At 31.3% G+C, this 22,903-nt stretch carries 16 protein-coding genes, 2 riboswitches and 1 other annotated feature (1 of these 19 running past the window's edge); of the genes, 3 read left to right on the top strand and 13 right to left on the bottom strand.

Annotation, left to right across the window (positions count from 1 at the left end):
• Positions 1–125 precede the first annotated feature (125 nt).
• The 9 genes from B8978_RS19955 to B8978_RS16070 all read right to left on the bottom strand — a co-directional run bounded on the left by B8978_RS19955 (position 126) and on the right by B8978_RS16070 (position 13,284).
• Entirely contained in the window at positions 126–293 is a 168-nt protein-coding gene (locus B8978_RS19955; protein WP_176212731.1) for a hypothetical protein, read from the bottom strand.
• A gap of 112 nt (positions 294–405) precedes the next feature.
• The gene (locus B8978_RS16105; RefSeq protein ID WP_084117329.1) at positions 406–1,851 is read right to left on the bottom strand and encodes a DEAD/DEAH box helicase; all 1,446 of its coding nucleotides are present in this window, start codon (positions 1,849–1,851) and stop codon (positions 406–408) included.
• 153 nt (positions 1,852–2,004) lie between these two features.
• Positions 2,005–2,883: an NAD(P)-dependent oxidoreductase gene (locus tag B8978_RS16100; protein ID WP_084117328.1), complete on the bottom strand. Its 879-nt coding sequence runs from the start codon at positions 2,881–2,883 to the stop codon at positions 2,005–2,007.
• Positions 2,884–2,921: 38 nt separating this feature from the next.
• Entirely contained in the window at positions 2,922–3,905 is a 984-nt protein-coding gene (locus B8978_RS16095) for an asparaginase (protein ID WP_084117327.1), read from the bottom strand.
• 30 nt (positions 3,906–3,935) lie between these two features.
• Positions 3,936–6,092 carry a YhgE/Pip domain-containing protein gene (locus tag B8978_RS16090; RefSeq protein ID WP_084117326.1) on the bottom strand — a complete coding sequence of 719 codons (2,157 nt, stop codon included), beginning with the start codon at positions 6,090–6,092 and terminating at the stop codon, positions 3,936–3,938.
• Between the two features lie 17 nt (positions 6,093–6,109).
• Complete coding sequence (locus B8978_RS16085; protein WP_084117325.1) at positions 6,110–8,278, bottom strand: YhgE/Pip domain-containing protein; 2,169 nt, start codon at positions 8,276–8,278, stop codon at positions 6,110–6,112.
• A gap of 192 nt (positions 8,279–8,470) precedes the next feature.
• Positions 8,471–10,513 carry a methyl-accepting chemotaxis protein gene (locus B8978_RS16080; RefSeq protein ID WP_084117324.1) on the bottom strand — a complete coding sequence of 681 codons (2,043 nt, stop codon included), beginning with the start codon at positions 10,511–10,513 and terminating at the stop codon, positions 8,471–8,473.
• 247 nt (positions 10,514–10,760) lie between these two features.
• Complete coding sequence (locus B8978_RS16075) at positions 10,761–11,612, bottom strand: thiamine pyrophosphate-dependent enzyme (protein WP_084117323.1); 852 nt, start codon at positions 11,610–11,612, stop codon at positions 10,761–10,763.
• A 1-nt stretch (position 11,613) separates the two neighbouring features.
• Positions 11,614–13,284 carry a 2-oxoacid:acceptor oxidoreductase subunit alpha gene (locus tag B8978_RS16070; protein ID WP_084117322.1) on the bottom strand — a complete coding sequence of 557 codons (1,671 nt, stop codon included), beginning with the start codon at positions 13,282–13,284 and terminating at the stop codon, positions 11,614–11,616.
• A gap of 171 nt (positions 13,285–13,455) precedes the next feature.
• Positions 13,456–13,535: riboswitch (ZMP/ZTP riboswitch) on the top strand.
• A 52-nt stretch (positions 13,536–13,587) separates the two neighbouring features.
• Between B8978_RS16070 and B8978_RS16065 the strand changes: the two genes are divergently transcribed.
• Positions 13,588–14,763: a phosphoribosylaminoimidazolecarboxamide formyltransferase gene (locus B8978_RS16065; RefSeq protein ID WP_084117321.1), complete on the top strand. Its 1,176-nt coding sequence runs from the start codon at positions 13,588–13,590 to the stop codon at positions 14,761–14,763.
• 160 nt (positions 14,764–14,923) lie between these two features.
• Positions 14,924–15,847 carry a polysaccharide deacetylase family protein gene (locus B8978_RS16060; protein ID WP_084117320.1) on the top strand — a complete coding sequence of 308 codons (924 nt, stop codon included), beginning with the start codon at positions 14,924–14,926 and terminating at the stop codon, positions 15,845–15,847.
• On the opposite strand, the gene B8978_RS16055 is transcribed toward B8978_RS16060, so the two are convergent.
• A complete protein-coding gene (locus B8978_RS16055) occupies positions 15,844–16,725 on the bottom strand; it encodes a LysR substrate-binding domain-containing protein (protein ID WP_084117319.1) in 882 nt (293 codons plus the stop codon). The genes B8978_RS16060 and B8978_RS16055 overlap by 4 nt on opposite strands.
• Before the next feature lie 129 nt (positions 16,726–16,854).
• On the opposite strand from B8978_RS16055, the gene B8978_RS16050 reads away from it, so the two are divergent.
• Positions 16,855–18,405, top strand: coding sequence for a nitrite/sulfite reductase (locus B8978_RS16050; RefSeq protein ID WP_084117318.1), 1,551 nt, complete (start codon positions 16,855–16,857; stop codon positions 18,403–18,405).
• 23 nt (positions 18,406–18,428) lie between these two features.
• Here the strand turns inward: B8978_RS16050 and B8978_RS16045 are convergent, their stop codons facing one another.
• The 3 genes from B8978_RS16045 to tyrS form a co-directional block, all read right to left on the bottom strand.
• A complete protein-coding gene (locus tag B8978_RS16045) occupies positions 18,429–19,958 on the bottom strand; it encodes a methyl-accepting chemotaxis protein (RefSeq protein ID WP_242950580.1) in 1,530 nt (509 codons plus the stop codon).
• Positions 19,959–19,993: 35 nt separating this feature from the next.
• Positions 19,994–20,998, bottom strand: a complete 1,005-nt coding sequence (locus tag B8978_RS16040) for a ketoacyl-ACP synthase III (RefSeq protein WP_084117317.1) — start codon at positions 20,996–20,998, stop codon at positions 19,994–19,996.
• 98 nt (positions 20,999–21,096) lie between these two features.
• A riboswitch (cyclic di-GMP riboswitch) is annotated at positions 21,097–21,182 on the bottom strand.
• A gap of 114 nt (positions 21,183–21,296) precedes the next feature.
• Positions 21,297–22,490, bottom strand: coding sequence for a tyrosine--tRNA ligase (gene tyrS, locus B8978_RS16035; RefSeq protein WP_084117316.1), 1,194 nt, complete (start codon positions 22,488–22,490; stop codon positions 21,297–21,299).
• Positions 22,491–22,665: 175 nt separating this feature from the next.
• Positions 22,666–22,903 (bottom strand) — a binding site (T-box leader); it runs 24 nt beyond the window's last position.

Here is a 22,903-nt window from a genome sequence, read left to right as displayed (position 1 = left end):
AAGAATTAACGGTAATGCCGTTAATGGTGAGAGAATTTGCTTTCAGCAAAAGGGTTAGGATGATTTTTCTTAGCTATGCTGCGAAAAATCTTTGAACTTAATAATATGAATACAAAAGGCTACGCCTAAAAGCAAAACCTACGGTTAAAACATATTGTAAAGTTATCTTTATATACTAAGATATATAAATTTAAATTCACTATTTTTCTGACGTAGGAAGAAAATTTTCCTTTACTTGTTACGTAAGTAACTTCTCTCACCTTTGACGGCTTTAGCCTCGTCAATTCTTCCATCTAGCCGAAGGCTTGCTTTAATCTTTTCATCTAGTTTTAGCTATGATGAAATTCTTTAGTCTTTACTTCGCAATTTATTACTATAAAGCACCAAAAATTAGAAGAAGTAAATCTATTTCTTAGCTATGGCTACTCGAACGGTTTTACCCTTTATGGTTTTATGTTTAAGCGCCTCTAAAACAAGGGTACCTTTTCCAGAAAAAATATCAACATAAGAAAAATTATCTTGGATTTCTATTATTCCAATATCTTCGGGATTTATGCCGTCTATACTAGAAACAGTTCCGGCTATGTCTCCAGGTCTAATCTTTTTCTTTTTACCAGCACCTATATATATTTTTGTGATTTCTTTATTTAATTCTTTACTTTTAGATTTTTTTGGTTTGGGTTTTAGCCTAGCTTTTTCAGCGAATAATTTCTTGCCTTTTTCCACATCTTCAAGGGATGGAATTTTTCCCTCATTAATTTCAAACCTAAAATATTCTTCAATTTCTTTTAAAAATCTGTATTCTCTAGGAGAAACAAAAGTTATTGCAAAACCTGTATTCCCAGCACGACCGGTTCTACCAATTCTATGGACGTAACTTTCTTTTTCCATTGGTATGTCATAATTTATTACATGAGTAATGTTATCCACATCAATTCCTCTAGCGGCAACATCTGTGGCAACAAGGAACATAAAATCTCCTCTTTTGAAACTGTTAATTACTTCAGTTCTTTCTGTTTGAAGCATTCCACCATGAAGTGCAGCACAAGAATAACCCTCATTTTTCATTTCCGATACGAGACTATCTACATTTGCTTTGGTTCTACAAAAAATAATTGCACTTTCAGGCAAGTTAGTATATATTACCTTATTAAGCAAATTAAATTTTTCATTAACAAGAACCTCATAATATGTTTGCTCTATTCTGTCAGCAGTTGAATTTTTAGATTGAATATCGATGCTGACAGGATTATTCATATAGGAATCGCATAATTTTAATATTTCTGTTGGTATTGTAGCAGAGAAAAGTAACGTCAATCGTTTAGTTGGAAGTTTTTTTATGATTTCAGTAACTTGACCTATAAATCCCATATTAAGCATCTCATCAGCTTCATCAATAACCAGATATTTAATTTTTCCAAGACTTAGTGTGCCTCTTTCTATATGATCCATGACTCTTCCAGGGGTTCCTGAAACCACATGTATTCTTTGCTTTAGTGTATTTATCTGTAAACTTATTGGTTCTTTTCCATAGATAGCGGCGGAGCGTATCCTTTTAAAACGGCCAATGTTTGAAAAATCATCTTTAATCTGAAGTGCCAGCTCTCTTGTTGGGGATAGAATTAAAACTTGAGGATATTTCTCTTGTAATTCTATCTTTTCACAAATAGGGATAGCAAAGGCAGCTGTTTTACCACTTCCGGTTTGTGCTTTAACAACAAGGTCTTTATCACTAAGAATTAGTGGTATAACTTTTTCTTGAACTTCGGATGGATTTTTGTAACCTAATTTTTCTATTGATTCGAGTATGTCCTGACTTAAATTAAAGTCTTTAAAGTTTAAACTATTCATATCTTACCTCTACGTATTTCTATAAAATGGGGACATCTTAGAATGTCCCTATGGTTTATCATACTATTATATATTGACAAAGTATATGAAAACAATACACAAAATTTAAATAAGAGTTGTATCAAGGGCTAATTTTGATACAACTCTGTAGTCTTAATCCATATATAATTGATATAAAGCTTGGGTTCCAAGATCTTCTTTACCTTCAGCAATAAGCTTATCATAAAGTTTTTTACAAAGGCTCAAGGCTGGGGTGTTTAAACCCATTGAATCAGCTTCTTCTAAAGCTATACGCATATCTTTTACGAAATGTTTAATATAGAAACCAGGCTTAAAATCGTCTTTAAGTATTCTTGGAGCATATGAACTTAACTGCCAACTAGCAGCACCACCGGCACCAATAGATTTTAGAACAGTTTCAGGGTCAAGACCGGAATTTTTTGCATATGCTATAGCCTCACATACACCCATAATGTTTGAAGCTATGGCTATCTGATTACACATTTTGGTGTGTTGACCAGCACCAGCAGTTCCTTGTAAAACTATATTTTTCCCCATAAGTTCAAAGATAGGTTTTAGATGCTCAAAGGCTTCTTTGTCTCCACCTACCATTATAGATAAGGTACCTTCGGAGGCGCCAACATCACCACCAGATACAGGTGCATCCAATGCAAATACATTTTTACTTTTGGCAATTTCATAAATTTTTTTAGCAAGTGAAGGTTTAGAAGTTGTCATGTCAATAACAAAACTGCCAGGTTTTGCATTATTTAAAATGCCATTTGAACCTAAATATACTTCTTCAACATCACTAGGATAACCAACTATAGTAATAATTACATCTGATACTTTAGAAAGTTCACTAACAGAAGCCTTCCAGGTAGCACCCTTTTCAATTAGACTTAAAGCTTTTTCCTTGGTTCTATTATATATGTATAAGTTATAACCACCCTTTAATAAATTTGAGGCCATGGAATTTCCCATTACACCAGTGCCGATAAAACCTATATTTATATTATTCGTTTGAAGCATTTAAACCATCCTCCTATCTAAACTAAATTTGATTAATTTTAATAATAGTTTCTTTCAAATATCTCTTTTATTTCTAGTATTTTATCGGTTAGACCAAGGGCTACCATTAATTTGATTCTTGCTTTTTGTCCAGGTAGATTATCACCTAATATAACACCTTTGGCGGTAAGTTCTCTTCCAGCACCCTCATATCCGTAATCATCAAGAACTTTCCCCATAAGGCATCTGGATACTAAAACCACAGGTATGTTTTTATTTAAAGCATATTCAACACCAGAAACCATCTTGGGAGGAATATTGCCTCTACCCATACCTTCTATGACTATACCTTTTGAGCCTGAATCTACAGAAAATTTTAAAAGTCTGTCATCCATTCCGCAACCACATTTTATTAAGTCAACATTGCTTTCAATAATTTTTGTATTTATATATTGTCTTTTTGTGTAGCTAAAATAGAAATATACTTTATTATTATCTACAAAACCAATGGGACCAAAATCCATGCTTTTAAATGTATCGAGAGTGTGTGTGTTTGTTTTTGTAACTTGGGAAGCAGAATGTATCTCCTTGTTCATAACAACCATAACACCTCTATTTTGAGCATCATCGGATACTGCAGTGTGTACAGCATCAATTAAGTTAGGAGGACCATCCCAACCAAGTTCGGAACTATTTTTCATAGAACCCACAAAAATAATGGGTTTTGAACCGTTATAGGTAAGGTCTACAAGATAAGCTGTTTCTTCAAGAGAGTCTGTGCCGTGTGTAATTACGACTCCATCATAACCTTCAATTTCAGTTTTATGTTGAACTAAATTTGATAATTCAAGCATTTTTTCTGGTGTTATATGTGGTCCAGGTAACATTCCAAAATTTAAAAAGTGAATGTTTGCAATTTTATTAATACCAGGTGTTAGGTCTAATATATCTTCGCCACTCATGGATGGAACAGCAGCACTATTTTCTGAATCGTTTTTCATAGAAATTGTTCCACCAGTAAATATTATAATGATTTTTTTCATTAGGGTACCTCTTTTCTATATATTAAGATATTATAGGCCAGATTCATTAAATTTATGATGCATAGCCTCTGTAAGTTTGTGAAAGGGTTTCTTCAAAATAGTAAAAACAAAAAAGAACAATATAAAATAACCTAAAGCTATAAAGTTTTTGTACACATTACTCCAAATTGGGCCTGCAATTGCTTCTCTAAAACCGTCTATGGCATAAGTGAAAGGCCAAAAAGGCTGTAATATACCAAATATTCTGGGGTTTGTTTGTATTGGATATATACCACCAGCACCGGCAATTTGAAATACCATCATGACAACAGCTAGTGCTTTACCTACATTACCGAAAATGGAAACAAGATTAAATATTATAAAAGTAAAGGTAATGGAAGATACCCAAGCAAAGCCTAACATAAGAAGCATGTTTTCAGGCTTTACACCAAGTATGTATTTATCTCCTAATGTAATAATTGTAGATTGAAAAAAGGATGTTATTAGGAATAGTAGCATTTTACCAAAGTGTTCTTCCCACATATTAAGATGTTCACCATGAGCAATATTTTTGTATTCTGTAGTTAATAGTGAACATAAAAGTAGTGCTCCAACCCAAATTGCAAGGACGGAATAAAATGGTGTTAAACCAACTCCAAATATACCCTCACCATAAACGTCAACTTCCTTTACATCTAAAGGTGAAGAAATAAAACTTGAAAGCTCATCTGCATTCATGTTTAATAGATTTATTATTTGATCTAAATCTTGATCACTTAAGGTATTCATTTTTCCGCTTAAATCATTAAGTTCACTTAAAAGTGTTGATAATTTAGCATTAAGTTCATTTGCCTCAGATACAGATAATTTACTTGTTGAAATTCCGAAACTAGCTAAGGCATTTAGCTGAGGAACTATCACTTTTGTAGTTTGTAGCAATGAATTAATATCGTCTAAACTATTGTCTAAATTATCTCCTATATTATTTAATACAGGTAATGTTGTAGAGTAGAAATTATTTGATGTAGTAAGCATGGAGGATGAAATTCCATTGCTTAAAGAAGAAAGCGAATCAATGTTGTTATTTATTGAATCCTTCGAAGCCCCACTTCCTATGACTGTTTTTAGTTTACTTAAGGAGTTTTGCTCATTAACTACTAGAACATCTAAGCCTTTAAGTGAATTTATAAGCGAATTTATTGCAGTGTTAGGAGCAGTTTGGTTAATTGATTGTAAATACTTAATATCGGAATTTATGATATTGTCAAGAGAACTACATAAATTAACTAATTCATTAACAGTATCAACCATTCCAGTAGTATCAGTGCTGTTATTTTCATCCTTAAGCTTTGATAAAAGGTTCTGAATTTGTCCATTGGTAGATTGTATTTGAACCATATCATTGTTTAATTCATTTGAAGTAGTGTTTACAGTTTGTTTTGTTGCAGAAACCAAAGTTTTGCTACTATCAGTAGCATTTTGAAGATTGTTAATCTGATCGGTTATCTTTGGCAAAGTATTTTGCAAACTGGATAAATATTGTTGCAGGCTGACAGAACTTGAACTAGCAGAGCCAATATATTTTTGCGTGTCAGTAACATTTTTAGAAGCCTCATTTAAAGTTTCTTTTAGTTGAAGAAGGTTTGATTTGTTAACTTTTAGACTTCCACTAGCAGAGTTTAACGTTTTTAAAGACTCTCTAGCAACAGTACCTACAAAATTAGTTTTTAATTCTTTTGCCACCTTATCTTTTGCTGCATTTGTTATTTTAGAGGCTATAGCATTTAATTTTTCATTACTCCTATATATTATTGCTGGTTTTTCGGGGGTAGTAGTTGTTAAGCTTACAAGTCCACTTGAAAAATTATTTGGAATATCTAAAAGTGCATAGTATTTCCCTTCATTTAAGCCATAGTTGCCTTGCCACTGATCTACAAATACCCAATGAATTGATTTGTTTTTTTTAAGTTCCTCTATTATTTGATCACCTACATTTACCTTTTTACCATTAAAGTCAGCACCCTCATCATCATTAACAACTGCAATGGGTATATTACCTGTATTTGCATATGGATTCCAACATGCCTCTATATTAATCCATGCATAAAGAGAAGGCAAAACGCATAGCCCAGCCATTATTATAATTGCAGCAGGATTCTTTTTAATGTTCTTTAAATCTCTTAAAAATACTCTGAAAATCTTTTTCATATGGTCACCTCCTAAAGTCATTCTCCTACACCAGATTCTTTAAAACCAGTTTCAAATTTTGAAATAGTGTCATTAAGGGGTTTTTTGAGGAAAAATCCTAATAGTATAAAAACAATTGAAATCAATATCAATGCAGTGAAGTCCAAAATAACACTGCTAATTAGTGGACCTGCAATTGCTTCTCTAAAGCCACCCACGCTGTAAGTGAAAGGAAATAGAGGCTGTAAGATTCTAAAGAATAAAGGATCTACTTGTATAGGATAAGTAGAACCGCTTCCGGCAATTTGAATTATCAAGAATACAATACTAATTGCTTTTCCAACATTGCCAAATACGGAAACTAAAGTATAAACTATTATGGAGAAAGTCAAACCAGATACTAATGCAAAGGCAATCATAAGTGGTGCATTAACAGTGTAAACACCTAAAAGTAATTTATCACCAATGGAAACGATTAATGATTGTATTAGACTTAAAGTAATAAAAGTTAACATCTTACCAAAATGTTTTTCACGTAAGGACAGTTTATTATAACCTTCAAAGTAGGCAACATCTGTTCTTAGCAAAGAGGCTAAAAGTAGTGCACCAACCCAAATGGCAAGAACAGTATAAACAGGTGCCATGGAAGAACCATAATTTGGTATGCTATATATAGATTCATCCTTTAGTGTGAAAGGATTAGATATAAAATTACCCATGAAGTCAGGGTTGCTCTGTAAAATACTTATGATTTCTACTAAGTCACTATTGTTAATCACTTGAAGTTTGCTACTTAACAACGAAATAACATCCTTATATTGTAATAGCCTATTATTCAAATCACTAGACACTGTAGATGCTAAACTAGTTCCTTGAACTGCACTGCCAAGAAGACTATTTATTTGATTATTTAAATCTTGTGCTGATTTTATAAGTGAAGAAGCATCGTTTGTAGCATTAATCATGCTTTGAGCTATTGAATTTAGAGCAGGTTTAGCACTTGAGTTATACTGCTTATTTGTGTTTATCAATTGTGTGCTAATGGTTGCTGTATTATTATTTAACGAATTAAGCAAGTTTTTATTAATTTCATTAGTGTTAAGCAATTGCTGTTGCAAACTACTTAAAGTACCTTTTTCATTATTTATTGAATTTTGTATATTTTTTAATGAAGTTATCATATTAGCTATATTAATGTTTGGCGATGTTGTATTCATTTTTTGCAAAAAATCAATAACGGAACTAATGGAAGTATTTAAATTTTGTAATTCCATATTTATATTAGATATAGTTGAATAAATAGCTGAAGAATTAGAAGCACTAAAATTTGTATTTAAATTACTGACTAAAGCTTGTATTCTGTATACAGAAGCCTGTGCAGAATTTAAATTAAGATCTATATTGTTAAGTGAATTATTTAAAGTATTTTGAGTTTCTTGCAATATATTTTTATTCTGGTCATTGCTTTCAGATATTATGTCTAAACCACTATTTACTTCAGGTATAGTAGACTTTATTTGTGATAAGAAAGTGCTTAAGTTATTGGAATTGGTATTTATGTTTTTAAGGGAGTCAGTTATAAAATCAATGTTGTTATTAACATCAATTATGTTACTTTTTAATTTTAATATGTTATCTCTATTTTTGGATGCATCATTACCAACTTGATTTAAAGAAGAAAAGATAGTTTTGTTAACTGTGGCTACAAAACCTGTGGTTATTTCATCAGTTAATGTATCCTTTGCCACATCTGTAATTTTACCAGCCACGGGGTTTGCTTTTGTATCTACTTTATATATAATTTGCGGCCTTTTGTGACTACTTGAAAGTATACTTGTAAAACTTGATGTAAAGTCGCTTGGAATTTCTATCATTGCATCATAAGTACCATCAATAATTCCCATGTCTGCATCTTTTGAATTTACAAATACCCAACCTATATTATGATTATTTTTAAGATTACCAACAATTTGATTTCCCATATTTAAGTACTTGCTTCTATACGAAGCACCTTTATCATTATTAACTATAGCTACAGGAATAGTACTAGTATTTTTATAAGGGTCCCAACAGGCCTTGATATTTACCCAAGCGTATAGAGATGGCAGAATACACAAACCACATATAATTATAAGTGCTACAGGGTTTTTCACGATGCTTTTCATATCTCTTTTAAATACGCTTAAAATATTAAAAATATACCTCATAGCCAAACCTCCCTTAAACGTTATTGTAATTAAAATAGTGTAATATGCAATTATAAATGTATTATAAAGCATTTTGGTCAGTATAACAAATATGAAAAAACTGCGCCAATAAAAAAACTAAAACATCAACTATATTGTTCCATAGAGCTGATGTTTTAATTATTAATTCGTAAATTTTAAGCAAATTAAAATCTAATCAAGTTTAAATTTTGATACAATTGAATTTAATTTATTTGCATTTTCTCTATTGATGTCAGTGTTATCTTTTATATTATTAAGCTTAGTTGCAATTGTAATCGTCTTTTCAGAAATATTTGATAATGAAGCAGATCCATTTGTAACAGTTTGAGCAACTTCATCAATGGCTTTAACTATTCCTTCAATGGAAGCATTTAATTCTTCTGAAATGCTGCTAAATTGCATCATAAAGTTGCTTACGTTATCTGCATCTTGGCTATATTTATCTCCAACATCAATAAATTTATCGTAGTCGTTATTAACATCTTTATCCATAAATTCAAGAAGTTTAGATGAATTAGAGCTAAGGTTATCAACAGAATTTACAACAAGAGTTACAACTTCTTGAATACTTTGAGTTGTTTTAGTAGATTCTTCTGCTAGTTTCCTAACTTCATCCGCAACAACAGCAAATCCTTTTCCAGCTTCACCAGCTCTTGCAGCTTCAATTGCTGCATTGAGAGCTAAAAGATTGGTTTGTTCTGATATAGCCAAAATGGATTCAGTTAATGTAGTTATTTTACTTACATTTTTTGAATTATTTATAGCTTGCTCCAGTTCAATTCTAACTTTGTCATATAATTGTCTATTATTGTTTCTTGAAGTTATAGAGGAGGTCTTAAGAGATTCTGCACGTTTTGAAATCTCATCTGATTCGTTAGCCCCATCTTGTGCTTTATTAGTAACTTCTAATACAGCTTGACCCATTTCATTTGAAGATGCTGAAATTTCTTCTGAGGATGCAGCAGTTTCCTCTAGACCTGCGGATAGAGTTTGAACTTCTATAGAAGTCTCATCTGTATACTTTTCTAGTTCAATGGTAAGACTATTAATTTTATCTGCAGTACTGTTTGTATCAGCTGAGGCTTTTATGAGGCTTTCAACCATTTCTCTAAGAGACTCTTCCATAGCAATAAGAGATTTCCCCATTTCCCCAACTTCATCATTACGTTTTGCCACAGACTCAATAGCTTCATCATGAATCAGATTTAAAGCAGCTGTTTTATTTACTAATAACGTAACTTTTTTTAGAGGAGATGTTATTGATTTTGACAATGCGAGACCTACTAGTATAGTTAACAATCCAATAAAGGCAGCTATGACTATTATAATCAAAATAGATTGGTTTACTGCATTTAGTACTTCTGATTTATTAACTGTCAAAACTAATATCCAATTAGTTTTTGGAATAATTTCGTAGTATGAAATTTTTTCTATTCCGTTATAATTATATTCTACAATTTGTGGTTTGACTGACTTCCCATTTTTTATCTGACTTACAACATTTTTAATAGAAGAGTTGTCTACAGGTTTACCTATTTTAGACTTAGTAGGATGATATATTACAACTCCTTTATTGTCCACTAGATAAGCATATCCAGATTTATAGTTTGATATTTTCACGTTAGTTAATGAGGTTGAAAAACTACTGGCAAAAACTGAAGAGCCAGCATAACCTAGAATCTGATTATTGTATATTATTGGACTTGTAAAAACTGTGACTAAAGCTTTGGTGGAGTTTGAAACTAAAACATCACTTATATTAGGTTTACCATTTAATGATGGTGTATTGTAGCTTCTATCTGCTAGACTTCTTTCTGATTTTAAAGGATTACTATCTGAGTATAACATGCCATTTGTATCTACAATAAATGTGTGCTCAATAAAATTTACGGTATCAACATATTTTTTCATGTTTATATTATTTTGTTGCAATTTATTTTGCATATCATTACTAGAGGAATTACCTAAAGCTTTACGTTCTTCGGCAAGTTCAATAACGTCCTTACTTTGAGCTAGCCTTGACGAGTCTGTTTGTTGCTTTTCAATAAGGGACTCAACTGAGTTAACATAACCTTTAGATGAATTTTGCATCTCATTTTTAACCTGACTAATTAAAATATTGGAGAATCTGTAGTAGATTAAAATACATATTATTGTAATTGAAAAGAATATTAGGACGGATATTACTAAGGGAATTTTTTTCTGAAGCTTCATAGTTTCTACCTCCTAGAATAAATTATGAAATAAATTCAGTGCCTACTATATTATCGTAGTAAATTCAATGGAACTTAGTAAAATGTGCAATCTATAATATTGGCATAAATTTAAAAGTATAATTTTCTTTAAAAGGTAGATAACGTTATAACAGCTATAAAATTCATAAACAAAAGGCCAAAGTTTTTTATGTGAAAAAATTACAATAGAAAACTCTGGCCTTTTTGTTAATATTAAATTATTAAAGTTATTTAAAGTCATTCATAAAACTGGATACTTTTTCTAAATTAAAATCACTATCAACAAGAGGTTTTCCATACCTTAAAAAATCAATGGAATCATGAAAAGTTTTTTTATCCTCTTTGTATAAAATTCCTATAGGAATTCTATCACCCCATTCCATTGCCTTCTCAATTGCACCTAGTTTATTTGATGAGTCATAATTTTCATCTAATTTATAAATTCGTTCACTATACCATTTATGTGTATTTATCTTATTAAAGCTTACGCAAGGTTGAAGGATATCCACTAAGGCATAACCTTTGTAATTTATTGCTTCTGACATTATTTCTTCTAGAGTTTGTATATCATTGCTAAAAGCTCTAGCTACGAAGCCAGCACCTAAGGTTATTGCCAGCAAAACTGGATTTAAAGGTATATTATTAGAACCACTAGGTTGAACCTCAGTAATATGACCTAAATCAGTAGTTGGAGAAGCTTGACCTTTTGTTAGTCCATAAATTTGATTATCGTGAACAAAATGCGCAATATCTACATTTCTTCTTATATTATGAATGAAATGATTACCACCTTCACCATAAGCATCACCATCTCCAGTGTCAACAATAACAGTTAAATCTTTATTTGCAATTTTTGCAGCAACAGCTGGAGGCAAAGCTCTTCCATGTAGTCCACAAAAACCATTTGTATTTATATATTGTGGAGTCTTTGCAGCTTGACCAATGCCACCAACAACAAGTACTTTATAAGGACTTTTATTAAGTTTTGTTAGGGTGCTTTTAAGAGCGGAAAGAATACTAAAATCGCCACAACCAGGGCACCATGCAGTTTCGCAAGTGTTAAAATTATTATCACTCATGTTATCTAACCTCCTTTAAATCATTTATTATATCTTCAGAAGAGATTGGTCTTCCATCATATTTTAAAATGCTGTTAGTAATCTTAATACCTGTTTGTTCACTTATAAGAGCGGCTAATTGACCTGTAGCGTTTTGTTCAACATTAATAATTTTTTTTACATTAAGAGTTTTTTCATTAAGTAGCTTGTCAGGCAAAGGCCAAATATCACCAAAGATTAAAGCACCATATTTGCTTTTACTGGAGGAGTTAAGTTTCTCAACAGCATCAATAATCTGTCCTTCTAAAGATCCCCAAGCTATTAATAATGTATCAGGAATTTCAGCGCCGATATATTCTGGCTCAATTAACTCTTTTTTTAGTAAATCCATCTTTTTAAGTCGTTTATCGTTCATGTTAATTCTAACAGAGGCTGACTCAGTTATATGTCCAAATTCATCGTGTTCATCACTATCCACTAGAACAGTTTTCCCTGGAAATTTTCCTGGTATTATTCTTGGAGAAATTCCATTAGCAGTAAGCTTATATCTTTTATATTCCTTATCCTCGTCAGGATCTGCTAAATGCCTTTCAATTTTGATTTTTTTAAAGTCAAAAGGCTTAACAGTTCTATTATTGTCAGAAAGAAATTGGTCTCCAAGTAAAATTACAGGAATTTGATATTTATCTGCTAAATTAAAGGCTCTCATAGTTTGATAAAAAGAATCCTCAGGATTTTTTAAAGCAATAACCATTTTAGGAATTTCGCCAGGGGTAGATGAAATAACAAATTTAAGATCAGCCTGTTCAGTTCTTGTTGGTAGCCCAGTAGTAGGACCAGGTCTTTGTATTTCAGCAATGACTAAAGGTTGTTCTAACATAGCTGAAAGTCCAACTGCTTCAACCATGAGAGCGAAGCCACCACCAGAAGTACCAGTCATAGCACGTACGCCAGCATAAGAAGCACCAATAGCCATATTAATTGCTGAAATCTCATCTTCTGCTTGTTCTACTACTATTTTGGCATCCTTCATTTTAGATGATAGGTATGTCATTATGCTTGTAGAAGGTGTCATTGGATAAGCAGAATAAAATTTGCAATCTGATGCTAAAGCACCAAGAGAAATTGCTTGATTAGAATTAATTAGAATATTATTATCAGATTGTAGTGATTTAATACTATATTTAGCCGAAACACAATCAAAACCAATCTTAAGTGCATCAAAATTTTTTCCAGCAATTTCTTTATTGAATTTTTCATTAAAAAGTTCTTCTACATAACTTAGGTCCTGGTCAAAAAGTTTTAAAAAGGCACCTATTGCAACACTTCCGAAAACCTTAAGATTACCAATGGATCGAGCAGTGCTTTTTAGTGGCAAACTAAAGACTCTATTGTCGTCATATTTTATTCCGTCATCTATAATGATAAAACCATTATTATCTAAATCATGTATATGAAGGTCAACTGTCTCAGAATTTAAGGCAATTATCCCATCTAGTTTGCTACAATGAGAATTTATTTTTTCATTACCAAAACGTATTTGAAAAAAGTTATGTCCCCCTCTTACTCGCGACATGTAATCTTGTATTGTAAAAATTTCAAATCCTTTTCTCTTGAGGGCTTTCTCTAAAATTGAAGCTAATGTCTCCATTCCTTGTCCGGCAGCTCCACCAATTAATATATTGTAAAGCATAGTATCAACTCCTTACCATATTTTTATATTTTATAAAATTTTTGTGGTTACTCTATAATTAAATGGTAACACTTTAACGCTTATTAATCAATATTAAATATTAAATAATAATTTTTAAACATTAAGTAATATTGACATAAGACATCACATATAATATAATTTTAAAAAATGAAGAAATCATGTAACTGGCGGAAATGGATGTAACCATAGGGAGCGTGATTAAAAAGTTATCGACCGCCTGGGTAAAAGTGTGTTAAAATTACCCAGGCTTTTTTGTGTTTAAACTTTAGGAGGAGATAAATAATGAATAATGAAGAAGTTATACTTAAATATGGCTGTAATCCACATCAAAAAACAGCAAGAATTTATGTTAAAGATGACAAGCTGCCATTTGTAATTCTAAATGGTACACCGGGATATATTAATTTCATGGATGCGCTTAATGCATGGCAGCTAGTAAAAGAATTAAAAGAAGCAACAGGTTTGCCAGCAGCAGCTTCTTTTAAACATGTAAGTCCCGCAGGAGCGGCTGTGGGATTACCTTTAAGTGATGAACTTAAAAAGGCATATGCAGTAGAAGATATAGAGTTAACACCAGCAGCTTGTGCATATGCAAGGGCTAGAGGTGCGGATAGAATGTCCTCCTATGGAGATTTTGTGGCAATAAGTGATATTGTAGATTTAGCTACAGCTAAGATATTAAAAACATCGGTTTCAGATGGAATAATCGCTCTAGGATATAGTAAAGAGGCATTAGAACTTTTAAAATCAAAGAAAAAGGGGAGGTATTGTATAATTCAAATGGACTGGAATTATACGCCAGAAGTAATTGAAAAAAGAGAAATATATGGTATAACATTTGAGCAAAAAAGAAATGACATTCTTATAAACGATGATATTCTGAAAAATATTGTAACATATAACAACAAAATTACAGAAGAGGTAAAACGAGATTTAATAATTGCAACAATAACACTAAAATATACCCAATCAAATTCTGTTTGTTTTGCATTAAATGGTCAGGCAATAGGAATAGGAGCAGGACAACAATCAAGAGTTCATTGTACAAGACTTGCAGCATCAAAAGCTGATCTATGGTTTTTAAGACAGCATCCAGTGGTTTTAAATCTGCAATTTAAAGAAAATATAAAAGGAGCAGACAAAGATAATGCTATTGATCAGTATCTTAGAGATGATATAACTAAAGAAGAAACAAAAAATTGGAGCAACATATTTACCAAGATTCCAGAAAAACTTACTAAGGAAGAGAAAAGCAAATGGCTTTCTAAACTTAATGGAGTATCCTTAAGCTCAGATGCATTTTTCCCATTTAGAGATAACATTGACAGAGCAGCCCAAAGTGGAGTTAAATATATTGTTCAAGCAGGTGGTTCTATAAGAGATGATGTTGTAGTTAAGGCCTGTAATGAGTATGAAATGGTAATGGCTTGTTCTGGAATTAGATTATTCCATCATTAACATGTCTTAAAGAATTCTTAACAATTCTAGTATATATAAACTAACAATTATATTATAACATTAACTTATAAAGGATTTAGTAAATATTTGAAATATATGGACTAAAAAATAATATTATTGTAAAATTATAAATATAATAGAATAAAAATAGGAGACACACATGTTAAGAAGAAAAAAAAATAAGGCTAGAAAAGCAAAAAAACAATTGACGTTGTTGGCAATAGTTGTAGCACTAAGTGTTGGACTTATAACATTAATAATTTTAAATCAAAGTTTTGATAGAAAAGGCTTTGAAGTAGCCAATAATAGAAAAACAGATGTGAAAACGGTAAAAAAAATTAAAGAAGAAGCAACTACCAAGAAAAAGGAAAGTAGTACTAACGGTGAGCAAAGTGCAGTAAACATAGAGGAAAGTGTTCCGAGTGTTGATGATATTCCTAAGACAGTAAATGAGGTGACTAGTGAGCCACCAGGAGAATATGCTCCATGGAGAACAAAAAGAAATGATGGCAGAAAAGTTGCATATTTAACTTTTGATGATGGACCTTCAGTAAATACAGCATCAATATTACAAATACTTGATGAAAATAAAATTAAAGCAACCTTTTTTATTATTGGCCAAAATGCTGAAAGAAATGCAGACCTTGTAAAAAGAGAAGCTGCAGATGGACATACTATAGGAAATCATACTTATAGCCATGAAATAAGTTACAGGGAAAGCCCACAAAATTTTATGAAGGATGTGGACAGGTGCAATGTGGTTTTAAGAAATATATTGGGTGATACCTATAATTCTAAATTAATGAGATTTCCAGGTGGTTCTTTTGGACATAGATTAGATCCATTTAAAGCTGAGGTAACAAGAAATGGTTACACTTATGTAGATTGGAATGATGAAACTGGAGATGCAGAAGCATACAATCCAACAGTACCAGTACTTATGAATAATTTAAGAAGATATACAGGTGCAGAGAGTGTTGTGATTTTAATGCATGATGCAGCTGCAAAGAAAAATACTGTACAAGCACTTCCACAGGTAATTCAATATTTAAAAGATAATGGTTATAGCTTTGATGTAATTTAACTGTTTTTATATGTTTCTAGCTTTTCAAGAAATAATTTTTGAAGTTTTGATAGGTTTTTTTCATGAACTAAATATGAAAAAAACCTATTATATTTTGTTTTTGTAGATATAATTTTAATCTCTCCGGTAGTGGAAGCCTCCTTAACAACTAATGAGGATATAAAAGTTACACCAAGCCCATTTCTCACAGCTTCCTTGATTGCATAATTACTTCCTAAAATTATAAAATTTTTTGGTGATATGGATTCGTTATTTAAGAATATATTTAGATTTTCACCTGTTCCAGATCCTTCTTCTCTATGTATCCAAGTCTGAGTTGATAAATATTCCTTTAAGTTTATATTAGTGTCTAAGGAAAAAGATGCAGGTGTGACAATAACCATGGTATCTTCATAAAAATTCCTATAAGTATAGTTTTGTACAGGAACTGTACCTTCAATTAAAGCTATGTCGATGTCATAATTTATGAATTTTTCATAAATGTGTTTTGTATTTTCTATTGTAACATCCAATTTTACATTAGGAAATTCTTTAATAAATTCACCTAAAATAGATGGAAGTAAAAATTCTCCAATAGTCATACTTGCCCCTATTTTTAAAGTACCACATAAAGAGTGCTCGTAATTGCTAAGTTCATCTTTTGCTTCATCCAAAAAAGATATGATTTGTTTAGCTTTTTTATATAAAATCTCTCCAGGTTGTGTAATTAATATTTTACGCTGTTTATTTGAGCGTTCTATTAATCTAGCATTAAAATATTTTTCTAAGGCAAGGATGTGTGAACTTACACTAGGCTGTGATATATTAATGGATTTTGCAGCTTTCGTAAAGCTATTTTTATCTACAACAGCAATAAAAGTTTTTAATTCTTCAATCATAATTATCACCCTATCTATTAAAAATACTAATAGGTATAATAAAAAAGATATATTATACTTATTGGTTGAAAAAAAGTATACTATAACCATAATAATATTGCAATGTGAATATCTAGAGGAGTGTTATATATGAGAGAGTTAAATCAGGTTTTACTTAGCGAAGTTGAAGATTTCAGAAAGCTTGGACATAAATTTTTAAACGGTAAAGTAAACAAGATGGATTTTAAGGGTCAATCAGGAGGTATGGGGGTATATGCTCATCGTAGTGGTAAGGAATTTATGATAAGATTTAGAATTCCATCAGGCATAGCGTCTTTAGAAAATATTAAACTAATTTATGATTTTGCAAATAAATGTAATATAGAGACAATACATCTTACAACACGTCAGGCAGTACAACTTCATGGTATTAGTATTGACCAGGTATGTGATATCATGAGTGAAGGTATAAAAAATGGCTTGTATTCAAGAGGAGCAGGTGGAAATTTTCCAAGAAATGTTGCAATATCTCCATTATCTGGAGTCGATAAGGAAGAAGCTTTTGATGTATCACCATATGCACTAGCTGTTGGTGAGCATTTTTTAAGTAAGATTTACACCTATAAACTCCCAAGAAAGTTAAAAGTCTCGTTTTCAAGCAGCAGCAAAGATGATTCGCACACAACAGTTGTAGACCTTGGATTTGTAGCAATAAAAGAAAATGGGCGAGAATATTTTAACGTTTATTTAGGAGGGGGACTTGGTAGAAATCCTAAATTGTCAGCTAAGCTTCCAGAGTTAGTTAATCCAAAAGATGTGATATACCATGTAGAGGCAATGACCGAGCTTTTTATAAATGAAGGCGATTATATAAACAAGGGAAGAGCTCGTATTAGATATATTATGGAGAGAATGGGCAAGGAAGAATTTATAAACTGCTATAATAGATATCTTAAAAAGGTAAGAGAACGTGGGAACTTAGAGATTGATGTAAATAGAAAAATTTATAATAAGCTTGGTGTTGAAACAGCTTTAGAAAATCCAAGGTTATTTTCTCAGAAGCAAAAGGGCTTATATAGTGTGTATGTTCATCCAGTTGGGGGACAATTAGAAATAAAACATTTAAAATTAATATTGGATTCAATAGAAGATATAGACAGTGCTGAAATTAGACTTACTATGACTGAAGGATTATATATTAGGAATTTAAATGGGAAAGAAGCTGAAAAATTACTTGAACTCACAAAAGAAATTGGTGGAACTACACGTCTTGAACATTCTGTAGCCTGTATTGGAGTACCAACTTGTCAGATGGGAGTTTTAAACACTCAAAGTACTTTAAGAGAAATAGTTGACTACTTTAAAAAGAATAATTTTGTAAAAGATATATTGCCACAAGTTCACATATCAGGGTGTCCAAACTCTTGTTCAGTACATGAAATAGGTGAAATTGGATTTTGCGGTAAAATGAAAAAGGTAGAAGGAAAACTTTTGAATGTATTTGAACTACATTTAGGAGGGAATCTCGGAGTGGGTAAAACTAAACTTGGTAATTACTATGGAGATATTAGACAAGAGGAAGTACCAAAGTTTCTATATGAGATTGCCACAAGGCTAGAAAAAGACAACAAGGAATTTAATGAGTGGATTCAATTAAATGAAATAGAATTAAAAAAGATTATAGATGCATATGTGGTTTAAAGGAGTCCGAAGGACTCCTTTTTTTATTCTACTAAAGTATTCATTTCAGTGGCAGTAGATTTTAGTTCTTCTGAACTTGCTATTATTTCTTCGCTAGTAGCAGCTGTTTGATTAATAGCTTCATCAACAGCAGTAAATTTTGCAATGGTATTTGAAGTCAAATCAGCTATACTAGAGTTAAAATTTACTACATTTTTAGTTTCATCTAATAAGGTTTGAACTAGAGCGTTTATGTCATCTATACTAATACAATAGGATTTAAGACTGTCTAGCATTTTTATTGTTTCGCTTACGGTTCTGTTTACTAAGGTCTCACCAGAGTTTATTTTTTCATTGCTTTCAGTCATTGAAATCTTAACCGTGTGTATATCACTTTTAAACTCAGAAATTATAGAACCTATGTTTTCAAGTGAACTCCTGGTGTTTTCAGAAAGCACTCTTACTTCTTCTGCAACAACAGCAAATCCTTTTCCAACCTCTCCAGCTCTTGCAGCCTCTATGCTGGCATTTAATGCTAATAAATTTGTCTGATCTGCAATACTGCTTATAGCTAGGATTATTTCATCTATTTGTTTGGATTTCTCTTCTAAAGCGGAAATAGAAACATAAGTAGAGCTTGTACTTTTTGTTATAGCGCTTATTATGCTTAAAAGCTCATTTAGTGATATTTCATTTTTATTTGTAGTGGTTATTAAATCAGAAGATTGGTTTGCAAGTTCCATAACTTTAGAAGATACATTTTCATTTACATTCAATAAAGTTGACAAAGTATCATTGTTTTTATTGGATTTAACAAGCATTTCATTAGAGTCTTTGGTAATTAACTGACTAGTAGAAACAAGTTCTTGTATAGATGAATTTTCTGATTCTATAGCAGAAGTTAACATATTACTTGAATCTAAAATTACATTGGAAAACTCTGAAATTTTATTGAATAGTTCTGTGATATGTTGGTTTTTTGTATTAAGTTCACGTTCATTTTCATTAACTTCTTTAAGAAGTATGTTTGCTAAATATGTAAAAATAAAAATACCAAAGGATATGAAACATATTACAATGGATCTTATCAAAAGTTCCCTTATAATAAATTGCTTATCAGGTATAAGGGAAGGCTTTAAAAAAAACAAAGCTATTTCACAAAAAATACTAACTGCAATTGAAGAAGATATCATTTTGATATCTAAAAATAAGGCACCTAAAATTATGAAATAAAAAACTACTACCCAAAGTTCCTTTGATGGAACCATTATGTTTAAAAACATATAATTTATATAACATATTAAGACTATAGATATCTTTAAGTTCCTAAAAGCCCAGGACCAGTTTTTAGGATTAGCAGTTTGTTTATGCATAAAACCGAATATAATTATTTCTAATATGACCACTCCAGAAAATATAATAAGCTGTGACCAAGGTAATTCATTAAAAATCCCTAGAATTTTTAAAATAATAAAAAGAATAGCAGCTAAGGCAGCGCTTAATGAATATAAAATTAAAACAAATTTTAGAACTTTTTGCTGATATTTAACAACCATACTATTTGTGATGTCCACAAAAATTCAACTCCTCTAATTAAAACTTTTAATATTTACCATTTATATAAAACAGCAGCCATTGAGTATCCAGCAGCAACTGAGCAAAATACTATTAAATCATCTTTTTCAAAACTTTCAATTTTAAGCCTATCATCCAATGCCATGAAAGGGCTAGTACATCCGGTGTATCCATATTTGTTTCCAATGAAAGTTGCCTTTGAATTTTCCACTGATAATTTGTCCAAAGTTAAATCTAAATCGAACTTTGAAAACTGCGACATAAAATAATGACTTATATCAGCTGCAGAATAGTTACTGTCGTTTAATAATCCCGTTATTAATTTTGTCCACTCATCTGAAAGAAAGCTAAAATCAAAGGGATCCCACATGATTTTTCGATTATATTCATCAATCTCATCTTTCCACATATTGGATAAACCGCAAACAGGAAATCTTATATGCTCATTGAAACTTGAATCAGTAAACATTTTTGAATCAAGAATGCCTCTTTCTTCAGCTTCTTCACGAACCTCTAATAATACAGCAGCTGCACCATCAGAAAAACAAGAATACATTACTAAATCATCTTCTCTTGCAAAAGGGCTCATAAGGATAGAACCAATAACTAAAAATCTTTTGTACTTTTTATCAGTTTTAAGATATCTTGCAGCAATGTCTATTCCGGTTATCATACCTATACAATCATTGTTCATATCAAATACATTAGTAGCATTAGTTGCTTTTAACGCATTTTTAAACAATAATGCACAGCAAGGTGTTAAATACTCTGGAGTGTCAGAAACAGATATTATGCCATCTATGTCAAGAGCACTTAGCTTAGCTTTCTCAAGAGCATCTTTTGCTGCTTCTAGTCCCATTGTTATACTAGTTTCATATTCATTAGCTAGAGTTCTTGTTTCTCTTCCTAATTTAGTTGCTAAACCAATGGCATGTTCAGATTTGTCATACTTGCTGAAATGATTTTCAAAATAGTCATTTTTCAAGATTTTATTAGGATGATAGCTGCCAACACCTACTATGTGTACATTTTTATACATTCAAATTCCTCCTCTGTAAAAAACATAATTATGGATAAAAAATAAAGGCGTATCATTATAAAAAATGAACGCCAAAAAAACAAAAAAATTCACTATATTTTGGCTACTTGGCAATCATAGGAAAAATCCCCTTAGACCCATAGTTTTGCGACCCTACTTTTCAGTAGGTGTGCTAGTATCAGTATATAGTTATCAATAATATTAAATTCATAGGAATATTATTACACTTTTTTCCGCAAAATACAACAAATTTTTTAAAATTAGGATGCATTGTAAGGTTCTAAGACTTTAACAAAAATCAGCTTAGTATTATTCTAATAAATTTTCTTTTGCCTATTTGTATATTAAGGGTAGAGGTATTAGGAAGTTTGTTTATATCAAATAGTTTCACATCATTTATTTTTAAACCACCCTGCATAGCCAGTCTTCTTACTTCACTTTTACTAGAAACAATATTATTATTTACTAAAACAGCTGCTATATCAAAGGAATCTTTAGAAACTTCTATTGTTAGCACATCATTTGGAATTTGATTTTGTTGGTAAACATTTTTAAAATGCTCTTCAGCATTTATAGCTTCACCTTCATCGTGATATAGCTTTACAATCTCCCTAGCTAAGGACATTTTTATATCTCTAGGATTTGTATTTTTTTCAGATAAAGTTTTTTTAATAAATTTAATTTCATCTGGGTGAACATCAGTAATTAAATTATAATATTTTACAATAAGTGAATCAGGGATTTTCATGGCCTTTTCATACATAATTATAGGTGATTCGTCAATGCCAATATAATTTCCAAGGCTTTTACTCATTTTTTTTATTCCATCTATGCCTTCTAGGAGGGGCATAAATATTGTAGCCTGGGGTTCTAAATGTTTTTGTTTTTGCAAAGTTCTTCCCATAAGAACATTAAATCTCTGATCTGTTCCACCAAGTTCAATATCAGCTTTTATTGCCACTGAATCATAACCTTGAAGTAGTGGATAAAAAAATTCGTGAATAGATATAGGAGTGTTGCTTTCATATCTATTTTTAAAGTCATCTCGTTCAAGCATTCTAGCCACTGTAATGCTTGAGGCTAAATCTAAAGCATCCTCCATAGTAAGTTTAGCTAGCCATTCACTATTAAATCTAATTTGTGTTTTGTTTTTATTTAATATTTTAAATATCTGTTCTTCATAAGTTTTAGCATTTTTAAGTACTTCGGATTTTGTTAATGCTTTGCGTGTTTTAGATTTACCAGTTGGGTCTCCAATCATTCCGGTAAAATCACCAATTATAAGCACGGCATTATGACCTAAATCTTGAAGCTGTTTAATTTTTCTTAAGACCACAGTATGACCTAAGTGTATGTCTGGTGCACTAGGATCAAGTCCTAACTTGACTGTTAATTGTCTATTTTGTTTAAGCTTTAATTTTAGCTCATCAAGACCAATTATATCATCAACGCCTTTCATTATAATTTTTAGTTGTTCTTCTACAGATTTCATAGCTTATATCCTCCCTTAAATAAAGTGAAACTTGCACTCAGGTGGTGTTTTGGTTTTGACACCATCTGAGTGTTAGTTGAACTAAAGTGTAGCGCGTAGCATCCGTTAACTCAATGCTTGCATAAGTTGGAGTCTTACGGATGGTAGCGAATGGATAAAAAAACTCCCGTCCTAAATAAAGGACGAGAGTACTAATCACGTGTTACCACCTTGGTTTATAATTACCTCACGATAATTAACTTTTCAGGTACGACAAAACAAATTTGTTTATACCCTAGCACTATAACGTGTGCAAAATCGTCAACTGCCTAATAGATATTATCTTTCGGAGAGCTGCTCTGAGACGTATTCAATTTAATTTCGCTTTGCATCTCTCACCAGCCGATAACTCTCTTTTAAGCTCCATAAAATTT

It is taken from the genome of Clostridium acidisoli DSM 12555 (genome assembly GCF_900176305.1).
GTDB lineage: Bacteria > Bacillota > Clostridia > Clostridiales > Clostridiaceae > Clostridium_I > Clostridium_I acidisoli.
This window is presented reverse-complemented; position numbering and strand designations above follow the sequence as displayed.

Coding starts and splice junctions, on each gene's coding strand:
- B8978_RS19955 (WP_176212731.1), bottom strand. CDS start 293: ATGGAAGAATTGACGAGGCTAAAGCCGTCAAAGGTGAGAGAAGTTACT.
- B8978_RS16105 (WP_084117329.1), bottom strand. CDS start 1,851: ATGAATAGTTTAAACTTTAAAGACTTTAATTTAAGTCAGGACATACTC.
- B8978_RS16100 (WP_084117328.1), bottom strand. CDS start 2,883: ATGCTTCAAACGAATAATATAAATATAGGTTTTATCGGCACTGGTGTA.
- B8978_RS16095 (WP_084117327.1), bottom strand. CDS start 3,905: ATGAAAAAAATCATTATAATATTTACTGGTGGAACAATTTCTATGAAA.
- B8978_RS16090 (WP_084117326.1), bottom strand. CDS start 6,092: ATGAAAAAGATTTTCAGAGTATTTTTAAGAGATTTAAAGAACATTAAA.
- B8978_RS16085 (WP_084117325.1), bottom strand. CDS start 8,278: ATGAGGTATATTTTTAATATTTTAAGCGTATTTAAAAGAGATATGAAA.
- B8978_RS16080 (WP_084117324.1), bottom strand. CDS start 10,513: ATGAAGCTTCAGAAAAAAATTCCCTTAGTAATATCCGTCCTAATATTC.
- B8978_RS16075 (WP_084117323.1), bottom strand. CDS start 11,612: ATGAGTGATAATAATTTTAACACTTGCGAAACTGCATGGTGCCCTGGT.
- B8978_RS16070 (WP_084117322.1), bottom strand. CDS start 13,284: ATGCTTTACAATATATTAATTGGTGGAGCTGCCGGACAAGGAATGGAG.
- B8978_RS16065 (WP_084117321.1), top strand. CDS start 13,588: ATGAATAATGAAGAAGTTATACTTAAATATGGCTGTAATCCACATCAA.
- B8978_RS16060 (WP_084117320.1), top strand. CDS start 14,924: ATGTTAAGAAGAAAAAAAAATAAGGCTAGAAAAGCAAAAAAACAATTG.
- B8978_RS16055 (WP_084117319.1), bottom strand. CDS start 16,725: ATGATTGAAGAATTAAAAACTTTTATTGCTGTTGTAGATAAAAATAGC.
- B8978_RS16050 (WP_084117318.1), top strand. CDS start 16,855: ATGAGAGAGTTAAATCAGGTTTTACTTAGCGAAGTTGAAGATTTCAGA.
- B8978_RS16040 (WP_084117317.1), bottom strand. CDS start 20,998: ATGTATAAAAATGTACACATAGTAGGTGTTGGCAGCTATCATCCTAAT.
- tyrS (WP_084117316.1), bottom strand. CDS start 22,490: ATGAAATCTGTAGAAGAACAACTAAAAATTATAATGAAAGGCGTTGAT.